General features: G+C 59.0%; 7 protein-coding genes. 6 read left to right on the forward strand and 1 reads right to left on the reverse strand.

The features are described from left to right. Positions 1-211: 211 nt before the first annotated feature. A complete protein-coding gene (locus R9X41_RS05115; protein WP_318633803.1) occupies positions 212-571 on the reverse strand; it encodes a hypothetical protein in 360 nt (119 codons plus the stop codon). A gap of 633 nt (positions 572-1,204) precedes the next feature. Here R9X41_RS05115 and R9X41_RS05120 point away from each other — a divergent pair. From R9X41_RS05120 to R9X41_RS05145, 6 genes are all read left to right on the forward strand, one after another. Then, a complete protein-coding gene (locus R9X41_RS05120; protein ID WP_318633804.1) occupies positions 1,205-3,679 on the forward strand; it encodes a putative bifunctional diguanylate cyclase/phosphodiesterase in 2,475 nt (824 codons plus the stop codon). A gap of 61 nt (positions 3,680-3,740) precedes the next feature. Continuing rightward, positions 3,741-4,556 carry a 5'/3'-nucleotidase SurE gene (gene surE, locus R9X41_RS05125; RefSeq protein ID WP_318633805.1) on the forward strand — a complete coding sequence of 272 codons (816 nt, stop codon included), beginning with the start codon at positions 3,741-3,743 and terminating at the stop codon, positions 4,554-4,556. 15 nt (positions 4,557-4,571) lie between these two features. Beyond that, entirely contained in the window at positions 4,572-5,351 is a 780-nt protein-coding gene (locus R9X41_RS05130) for a protein-L-isoaspartate(D-aspartate) O-methyltransferase (protein WP_318633806.1), read from the forward strand. Between the two features lie 10 nt (positions 5,352-5,361). Further along, positions 5,362-6,216: a peptidoglycan DD-metalloendopeptidase family protein gene (locus tag R9X41_RS05135; protein WP_318635157.1), complete on the forward strand. Its 855-nt coding sequence runs from the start codon at positions 5,362-5,364 to the stop codon at positions 6,214-6,216. Positions 6,217-6,521: 305 nt separating this feature from the next. Next, entirely contained in the window at positions 6,522-7,196 is a 675-nt protein-coding gene (locus tag R9X41_RS05140; protein ID WP_318633807.1) for a hypothetical protein, read from the forward strand. Positions 7,197-7,374: 178 nt separating this feature from the next. Continuing rightward, positions 7,375-10,230, forward strand: a complete 2,856-nt coding sequence (locus tag R9X41_RS05145) for a beta strand repeat-containing protein (protein ID WP_318633808.1) — start codon at positions 7,375-7,377, stop codon at positions 10,228-10,230. Positions 10,231-10,247 lie beyond the last annotated feature (17 nt).

The following is a 10,247-nucleotide window of genomic DNA, read 5'->3' on the forward strand; positions in this document are numbered from 1 at the left end:
TTTCGCATCAACATAAAAGGTCGACCTGCCAAGCTCGTGAACTTTGACTGCACGAGTTGGACTGCGTGGCGTGACTCATCGGCGCGAATTCCCTTGGGCGCACGGAGCGATTAATGGCAGGTTGTAGATCAGAAGATCCGACGCGTGCCGTATCCCTTTTTCACACCCACGCTTTGGAGCGCAGCGGATCTTTCGGCACTGCGTTGATGAATCATCCGTAGCGCGTGATTCTAGTTTCGGCCATGTGCATTTCCTGACTGGTGGTGCAATTTCCGGGGAGATCCTGGTACGTCGTGGCCTCATATCGCGCGCTATCCCGAGCAAGGTCGACTGCCTGTAGCCATGCCGTTGCCAAATTAGCAGTTTCCAGGTCGATCGACATTCGATCGACGTTGGATGCAGCACGCCAAGCGCGATAGGCGCGTGCGGCGGTGCTTTCAGATCCCAGAGCCTGCTTGAGCGCTTCATCGAAGCGCCACATGGCCCATGTTCGGCGTTCCGTGGTTATTCCGTCGAATTCCGGGAGCTTGCTGGTCGGGTGTGAATCGCGCGAAAAGATGGGTGTTCGCATCGCCGTGAGTTGCCGGTGGCACTGAAAAACACTGGCTAAGCATACAGTGTTTTGCTCGGTGCACAGGCTTCGGCTTCATCTGGCGAATCTGCGTCGCTGTCCGTCATGCTCCTACTTGCATAGTGCTCGCAAGCCTGCCCAATGTTTGTAGGGCGGCAGCTACCTTTGGCGAAAAGGAGTCGACCATGCAAAGCAGACTTTTGAAGGCAGCCGGCGTGCTCGCCACCCTCGCGCTCGTGTCGCTCGCCGGCTGCCAACCTTCGACGTCACCAGCGCCAAAAGCAGCCGTGTCCACAAACCAGGGGAATTCATGAAGATGCCGCTGTCGGTAGAAGGCGTCCGGTTTCATGATGTTCCAGCACCCGGTTCGATACCGCCGACGCCCGCACCGCCTCCGCTGCCACCGACCGATCCAGAAGATCCCGCAGCACCCGCCATCCCGGTCCAGGAGCCGCCGTCCCAACAGCCTCCGTTACGGATGCATGAGTGAGCGTTCGCGAAAGATACTGAAATCCGCAAGGATGTAGTCCGTTCGGCCCCCTATAATTTTTGCTTCACTGCGACCCACATCCGTGACGCGCCATAGCTCTGAATCCAGAGCCAGGTGTCCCCGGTCGCATTTTGGGAGCGGGGATGCAAGGTCGGCTGACAGCGAGCGAAGATTTTCAGGCAGAGTTCGGCCTGATCGAATCGCTGCGTCTGGCTGAGGATTCTCAGGGCAGCGGTCTCCCACTGGTCGCACTCGACATCGAGGATCATGGCCGGATCCTCTTCTGGGGCCGCGGCTGCGTCGACCTCACGGGCCACGATCTGCAGAGCGTGTCCGAGGGCTCGGATCCCTGGTCGACACTGCTGATCGATCGAACCCTCAGGGATGATCTGCTGAGCCGACTGCTCACGACCGCTGCCGGCTGCGTGCAGCATGAAGTTTCGAATTCATCCAAGCCCGCCAAGCGGATCGCGTGGTGGCCGGCGCGCGCTCCTTTCGGCGGAAGTGCGCGTTGCCGCTGGTTCTGGTTGACCGAGGCGGACGAACGCGCAACGCTCGCCAGTCCGGAGCCTGCCGCGGCGGGAGATGCGCTGCAGGTACTTTTCTCGCATATGCCAGACATGGCGTATTTGAAAGATGGAGATGGTCGCTGGCTCCTGGCGAGTCCCGCCATGCGCAAGCATCTGCAGGTTTCGCGTCAACCCACTGGTTTTCTGGATGCGGAACTCATCGGCCAAAATCATCCGGCTGCGGACTTTCTGCGCGAATCGGCTCTCCACGAAGAGGCGGTCTGGCTCTCAGGTGTCACGCTCAGAACGGAAGAGGTCTTCATCGACCAGCAGCAAGCGACCCGTCTCCACGATGTCCTGCGCGCGCCATCCTTCGAAGAAGACGGCAGGCGCCGTCATATCCTGGTGGTGCGCCGGGACGTTACCGAGTTACGCAGTGCTTCGTCCAAGCTGGAACTGGCCGGACGAGTACTTGACCAGAGCACCGATGGCATCCTGATTGCCGACGCCTCGCACCGCGTGGTGATGGTCAATGCGGCGTTCACCGAGATCACCGGTTTTTCGCAAGATGAAGCCCTGGGGCTCAATCCCATGGTGCTGACAGCAGGCCAACAGGACGAAGCGCTCAACCGGGCCATCTGGCAACTGCTGGAAACCCAGGACGAATGGCGTGGCGAGGTCTGGAACCGCCGGCGCACCGGTCATGTGTTTCCGCAAAGGCTCAGCCTCTCCGTGCTGCGTCATCGCGGTACCGGCGCCATCACCCATTACGTCGCGGCCATCTCGGACCTGAGTTCTTCCAAGGCCGCCGAAGAACGTATCGCCACGCTCTCCACACTCGATGTGGTGACCGGCCTTTCCAATCGCGCCCAGGCCGCATTGCACGCGACCGGCGTTCTCGACGAAGCGCGTGCCCTGAACGAACACGTCGCGCTGATGGTGCTCGACATCGACAACTTCAAGGTCCTCAACGATTCGTTGGGTCACGACAGCGGCGATCAACTGCTGCGGACGGTTGGTGAACGCATTACGGCCGCGGCGGGCTCCAATGCGGTGATCGGCCGCCTTGGCGGCGACGAATTCCTGGTGGCACTTCCTGGACTCCGGCATACAGCCGAGGCCGCCCAGGCCGCACGTTCCATCATGAACGCGGTAGCTGATCCGGTCAGTTTTGCCGAAATGCCGATCAACGTCTCCATTTCGGTCGGCATCGCGATGTTCCCCGGCGACGGCGACACCTTCGACGCGCTTTTCCGTCGAGCGGACGCTGCCTTGCATGTGGCTAAGCGTGGTGGCCGTGCGGACTACCAGTTCGCCATGGCGGCCATGAACGACGCCTCGCTCGAGCGCCTGCAGCTCGAGTCGTCGCTGCGTTATGCGCTCGACCACGACAGCCTGCGACTTGAATACCAACCGCTGGTCGAACTCGCGACCGGTCGCATCGTCGGTATTGAGGCGCTCTGTCGTTGGGACGATGCCCTGCGCGGAGCAGTACCGCCCAACGTCTTCATTCCGCTGGCCGAAGAAAGCGGAATGATCGAGCAGCTCGGCGGATGGGTACTGACGACGGCGGCTCGCCAGTTGCGAGCCCTGCACCAGGCCGGCCATACACAGTTGTTTGTCGCGGTGAACCTGTCTGCCCGCCAGTTCCAACGGGGGGTGGTGCTCGCGCAAGTCGAGAACGCGCTGGTGCTCTCGGGCATACCGGCCGACAAACTGGAACTCGAACTCACCGAAAGTGTCCTGCTGCACGACGGTGAAGCCGTGATGAGCACGCTGCGGCAGTTGAAGGCACTGGGCGTCAAATTGTCGATCGACGACTTCGGCACCGGTTACTCGAGCTTTGCCTACTTGCGCCGTTTCAAGTTCGACAAGATCAAGATCGACCAATCCTTCGTACGGGATCTCATCGACGACCCGGACAATGCGGCGATCGTTCGCGGCATCATTTCTCTGGCGCTGAGCCTGGGCCTCGACGTGCTGGCCGAGGGCGTGGAGACCGACGCCATCGCGCAAAGGCTCAGGCACCTGCGCTGCACCTTTGCGCAGGGTTATCACTTCGCCCGGCCTCTACGACCGGATGCGCTGCTGGAGCGGCTCGATTGCTAGATGCGCCAGCTTGGCGCAGACGAGCAAGGGTCGGCCAACACTACAATCCGCCGCTCTCATGATGAAGATACTGCTCTCCAACGACGACGGCTTTCAGGCGCCTGGCATCGTGGCCGTCTACGAAGCGTTGTCGAAGATCGCGCAGGTCGACGTCATTGCGCCCGAACACAACAACAGCGCCAAGTCGAACGCCTTGACGCTCAACGCTCCGTTGTATGTTCACCAGGCTTCCAACGGATTCCGATACATCAACGGCACGCCTGCCGACTGCATGCACATCGCGCTGACCGGCTTGCTCGACTACCGGCCGGATCTTGTCGTGTCCGGTATCAACAACGGCGCCAACATGGGCGACGACACCATCTATTCGGGTACGGTCGGCGCCGCCATGGAAGGCTATCTTTTCGGCATTCCCGCCATCGCGTTTTCGCAAGTCGAAAAAGGTTGGGCGGAATTGGAGGCCGCGGCCGACAAGGCGCGCGATCTGGTGAGTGCGCTCATGCGCGGCCGTCTGGTGCAAGACGCCCCCTGGTTACTCAACGTCAATATTCCCAACCTGCCCTATCGCGAACTCGGTGCAGTGCGGCTTTGCCGACTCGGGCGGCGCCACGCAGCCGAACGAGTGATCACCCAGGTCAGTCCACGTGGCGAGACCATGTATTGGATCGGTGCTGCTGGACATGCCAAGGACGACTCCGAAGGAACCGACTTTCACGTGGTCATGGGCGGCCATGTCGCCGTTACGCCGCTCAAGGTGGACCTGACCGACCATGACAATTTTGAGCAATGGTTGAGTGTGGTCGAGCGCATGGGCGGCAGCCTGGAGCCGATGGCTGACCAGGATCCTGACGAAGGCATGGTGCGCGCACCGGCCTGAGCAAGTGGATTTATCTTGAGCGATAGACCGTCGTTTCCTGCGCGCCTGCCAGGCCGTCCGGGCCACGTCTCGACGGAGATGTCGACGCGACGACAACCGGTCGCGCCTTCCGTGCCCGGGAAAGAAGGCGGGTCCGTCGGCGAATCCGATTTCGCCCACATGCGGGCACACATGGTCCGGAAGATCGAAGCGCAAGGCGTCGGCGCGGCGGCGGTCTTGCATGCGCTCAACACGGTGCATCGGCATCGTTTCATCGATCCTGCGCTCATTGGCCAAGCCTATGAGGACACCAGCCTGCCCATCGGCTTGGGGCAGACGATTTCCAAACCGGGCGTCGTGGCTCGCATGTGCGAACTGCTGCTAGGCGCCAGGATCGCACAGGGTGGATCGTTGGGTCGCGTCCTCGAGATCGGGACCGGCTGCGGCTACCAGGCGGCGGTTCTCTCTCTGGTGGTGCAAGAGGTGTATTCGATCGAAAGACTGCGGGCCCTTCACGAAAAGGCGCGCGCCAATCTTCGGCCGTTCCGCATTCCGAACATCCACCTTCTGTTCGGCGATGGCATAGCCGGCTACGCCAAAGGGGCGCCTTATGCCGGCATCATCGCGGCGGCCGGTGGCGATGCACTGCCCGACGAATGGTGTGAGCAACTGGCCGTTGGCGGAAGGCTTGTCGCTCCGATAGCGGGGCAGAACGGACGGCAGGCCCTGGTTGTCGTTGACCGAGGGACCATGGGGTTCCAGCGCACGACACTGGAAGACGTTCATTTTGTCCCCCTAAAATCCGGAATTGCTTAAAGGAATCGTTATGGTGGCTTCGCGTGGGCGTATTTGGTGGATGACGGGAGCGCTGACCGCACTTTCGGTGCTGTCGGGATGTGCCCCGCAAACACCGCTGCGCGCGCCGCCGGTGGAAGACCGAGGCTTGGGCGCAGGTTCTTTCGGAATGACCGGAGCATCGGTTCCACCTGCAACCGTGACCCCTCCGAAACCACTGCCGGGCGCAGAAAACGCCGGTAAGCCGGGGTACTACACGGTCAAGCCGGGTGACACGGTGCGAAAGGTCGCGCAGAGCACTGGCCAGACCTGGCAGGACATAGCGCGCTGGAGCGAGTTGACAAATGCCGACCTGATCGAGGTCGGCCAAGTACTGCGCGTTGCACCGCCGGTCGCTGTCGTCGCGAGCAGCCCCTCCTCGGCGCCGCCTGCGGCGCCTGCCGTCACCGGCACGCCGCTCCCGCCTGTCGCGCAACCTGCAACGCCGGCTCGACCATCCCAAGGTGCGGGTGGTGACGAGGAGTTGGCGTTCATCTGGCCGGCGCCCGGGCCTCTCTTGGCAACGTTCGACGAGGCCAAGAACAAAGGCTACGACATCGGTGGCAAAGCTGGCGATGCGGTCGTGGCTGCAGCTGACGGGCGAGTGGTCTATGCAGGCGCCGGATTGCGGGGTTACGGCAATCTCATCATCCTCAAGCACAACAACACCTATCTCACAGCTTATGCCCACAACCAGACGCTGCTGGTGAAAGAAGATCAGAACGTGCACAAAGGCCAGAAGATTGCCGAGATGGGGTCAAGCGACTCTGATCGGGTCAAGTTGCATTTTGAAATCAGAAGGCAGGGCAAACCGGTCGATCCCTCGCGATACCTGGCTTCAAGATAGTTCTTGGCGCCAAGTCCAATAAAAAAAGAGCCCATTAGGGCTCTTTTTTTATTGCCGGCTGCATATCGATTGCCCCAGTCCGCAAGTGAAAAATGGTCAAATTTCGTGCGGTAGCTATATTCAATATGCATCCAAACCAAATCTCTATCGGGAGAGATGTTTCATATCGTGTAAAAAAACACATTTAAATTTATTTGTAAATTTAGTCAGTGTTGACTAACTTGTCGCCTTTATTTGGTTAAATCCGGGCGCGGCCGATCTATTTCTGATCGGTCGGTCTTAACCATTCAAATGCGAGAGCTTTCATGGCGTCATTCAATGCGAATAGTCTTAAGGGCAGTGTTCCGCAATTTTTTGCCCGACTCATTCGTACTGCTCACACAACCCAGTTAACCAAGCGCAGTGCGTTCTCCGTCTTTGGTGCATTGGTTATGGCGCTGTGGTCGGCCGCACCAGTGCACGCACAATCCAACTCAGCACTTGCGATCGCAAAAACACCCCATACGCAGACAGGGGCTGGTGGTACGGTCAAGGCCTTGCTCACGCAATATAAGGTCGTCAAGGCCAATGACGGTACGGAAAAACTGGAAGATGCCAGCCAGATCAAGCCTGGTGACATCATTGAATATCGGGTGACATACACCAATTCTGGCAACGAGCCGGTTTCAGGCCTGCTTGCTAAATTGCCGATTCCACTCGGCTTGCAATATCAGCCAAAAAGTGCGAAGCCAAGTGGCGATCTAGTCCAGTTTTCGGTAGGAAAAGGCGCGTTTTCACCAGAACCGCTCATGCGGACTACGGTTGGTAAAAGCGAGCGAGTTCCTTACGCAGAATATCGTGAAATTCAGTGGAGCTTGGGCCGTCTTCCTGCGCATGGAGAGGCTGCTGTAACTGCTCGGGTTCAAGTTGAAAGCCTGATGCCGCAGGTCCCGGCTGAAAGCGCGGTACCGTCTCCTCCGCCGCTATCTACCCGACGCTGATTATATTCGCTGCGGCTATTGAGTAGCCGCCTCAACCCCTTTTCTTGATTGCAGTCCTTTCGAGGGCGGCATTGCCGTTTCCGCATGTCTCGATATCCGAGGAAAAACCGTGAAGTTAAGAATAAGTAAGTGCAGATCCTGTCCGGCGACGACGTCTTCGAGGCTGGCCTGGAGCCTTTTGACATTTGGAGTGTTATGGGGTGCATCAACGGCTTGGGCTGCTGCACCGCCTGCGAAAACAAACATCGGTAATACGGCTTCGGCAACATTCACGGACGCGGCCGGACGTTCGAATGTCGTTACGTCCAATCCGGTCGTCACCGTCGTGCAACAAGTCGGGGCTTTCGCCTTGGACGGCGTTACGGGCGCGAGCAACACCGTCATCAACACAAAGTCAGTAACTGCCGGCGGCACTGTCTACTCTCCCCATGTGTTGACGAACACCGGAAATGGGCAAGATAGTTTCAATATCGCGGTCGAAGCGTCCGGTGGATCACTCGCGCGAATTGAGGTGTTTCCCGATGACGGAAGCGGTAATCCAATGGGCGCCGCCCTCTGTACGTCATCTGGAAGCACATCATGTTCCGTTTCCACGCCGGTTACGGCGGCGGGAAGCAATGGTGTATTCAAGTTTGTCATCGCCTACACCGTGCCTGGCAGTGCAAGCGGCATCGCAAATCCGTTCGCAACCTCGACTGTGACCGCTACGCCGATCACAGCGTCGGCATCGATGTACACCACTGCCACCGCAACCGTTCGCGATCTGGTAAATCTGACAACCGGTCCAGCGTTTACCGTCACGAAGCGCATAGGCGTGCCATCCGTGGCTGCCGCGGGTGGGGGCGCATGGCCTGCCGCTGCGTCCAATGGCAAAGCCTCCAAATCTTCGACTTGTGCGACGACGTGGTCGGTCGGCCTCGTTTCCAACAGTACGTGCCAATACACCGTCTACACACTGACGCTTGCAAATACGGGTGTGGGAACCGGTCGTTTCGCGCTTGGCGATACGCTTCCCTCCGGCCTGACATACGTCACCGGGTCTGCAGTCTGGAGTAACGCTCCTGGCATCGCGCTTACCGACGCCGCAGCAGGCGATTCAGCCGGCATCGATTACCGATACAGCGCCGGAAAAATCACTGCTGTGATCGAAGGCGTGCCGTCCAACGCCACGCAAACACTGAGCTTCGTCGTATTGGTAAACGGCACAGCAACTGCAGGAACCGCCACGACAACCAATGTTGCGTACTACAACCCGGCCGAAGCGGCTCCGACAGCAACGTCGATTTCGCCAGGTTCGCTCCCCACGCCAACAGGCACCACGCCTTACACGGTCTACGGGTCATATGGTGTTGTGTTGGGTGCGGCGAGTTCGACGAGTGGTTCTGCAGTTGACGCGGTGGCGGGAACACCCAATGCAACAACAGCAGACAACACCACAGTGGCGTCTGCGACTGCTGGAACTATCGTCAAGTTTGAACAAAGAATCTTCAACATTGGCGATACGGTTGATACGGTAAACCTGACGGTCAACGCCGGATCGTTTCCTTCCGGTACCACGTTCTTCTTATTCGGCGCAGATGGGGCAACGCCGCTCCAAGACACTGGTGCTCAGGATGGCGTGCTTGATACCGGTCCGATTCAGGCTGGAAGCCAAGCCACCGTCGTGGTTGCCGCGTTCTTGCCAGTTGGACTCACGGCCGGTTCGGTCAATTACGCGGCCGTATTGACCGGAACATCCAAAGGCGATCCGAGCAAGATCGATGGGACCCGCGACCTGATCACCAGCATATCCCGTGGCCTTGTGGACGTGACCAATAGCGCAAGCGGTAACGGGATTTCGGGCACCAGCGCTAACGGCGATAGCGGACCTGGTCCGAGCCCGTCGCCAACCACTACCAACACGACGGTCGGCGGGAGCGCCACTGCGTTCAATCTCTACATTTCCAATAACGACTCAACACCGCGCACTTACTCGCTTGCCGCGAGTTCATCGACAGTATTCCCTGGAAACCTCCCGTACAACTGGGCTGTCAAGTTCGTTGCGGGGGCCGATGGATCGTGTCTGCCAGCCACGCCCGCAATCACAACGACCAGTGCAGTTCCAAGCAACGGTCAAATCGCTGTCACGGCCTGTGTGACGCCGCCGGCCGGGCAGGCGCCGGTGAACGCCGTGAAGATCTATTTCCGAGCAACGGCTACTGCAGCAACCCCCGATGGCATCTTCGCATCTGATACAAAGACCGACGCTGTCACCGTTACCGCATCGGCCGCTGAACGATATTCAGCCACGCTGACGGGAAGTAATTCTGGCGAACTCACCAGCCCAGGGACCGTTGTCTATTCGCACATACTCAGCAATATCGGCACGGAAACCTGCGGCCCATATAATTTGCAAGTGTCGTTTCCGTCCGCAGACGCAGATGCTGGATGGACCTACGCCATCTATCTGGATACTGACAAAAACGGTCAAATCGGCTCTGCAGATCAACTTGTCACGGGCCAGATTACGACGCCGCTTTTGGCCGGTGCAAGTAATGCCCAATATATCCTGATTCGAATCGGGGCACCGGCAGGTCTTTCGGCTGGAGCTACCACAACGGCCACAGTCCGTGCCGTCTTTGCTGCGCCCAATAGTTGCGGATCTCCCTTCGTTACTGATTTGACGACCATTCATAAGGGCACTGTCCGTGTGTATAAGGCGCAAGCTGTTGACGCCATGTGTGACGGCGTAGCCGACGGCGCGTTTGGCACTGCTGTGCTCAATATTCGCCCAGGAAATTGCATTTACTACCATGTCACTGCAATGAACGAGGGTGTTGCCGCGGTTGTTAACTTGACCGTTAAGGACCGAGTGCCGGCATACACCACCCTCAGCACAACGCAGCCGACTATTCAATGCTCGGCAGACAACGCTCGTGGTTCCGCCCCCACTTATGCCGCCGCAGGCGCAGAAATTACATGCGGGAATTCAGCAAATGTCATCAATCCGGGCGGATCAGTAACGCTGGATTACAGCGTTCGCGTAGACCAGTAAACGCAACGGCCGCGTGA

The organism is Xylophilus sp. GOD-11R, from assembly GCF_033546935.1.
In the GTDB taxonomy this organism is placed as follows: domain Bacteria; phylum Pseudomonadota; class Gammaproteobacteria; order Burkholderiales; family Burkholderiaceae_C; genus Xylophilus.

What these genes read in the sequence shown, in the direction of transcription:
- R9X41_RS05115 (WP_318633803.1), bottom strand. Translation starts at nt 571, where the DNA reads ATGCGAACACCCATCTTTTCGCGCGATTCACACCCGACCAGCAAGCTC.
- R9X41_RS05120 (WP_318633804.1), top strand. Translation starts at nt 1,205, where the DNA reads ATGCAAGGTCGGCTGACAGCGAGCGAAGATTTTCAGGCAGAGTTCGGC.
- surE (WP_318633805.1), top strand. Translation starts at nt 3,741, where the DNA reads ATGAAGATACTGCTCTCCAACGACGACGGCTTTCAGGCGCCTGGCATC.
- R9X41_RS05135 (WP_318635157.1), top strand. Translation starts at nt 5,362, where the DNA reads ATGGTGGCTTCGCGTGGGCGTATTTGGTGGATGACGGGAGCGCTGACC.
- R9X41_RS05140 (WP_318633807.1), top strand. Translation starts at nt 6,522, where the DNA reads ATGGCGTCATTCAATGCGAATAGTCTTAAGGGCAGTGTTCCGCAATTT.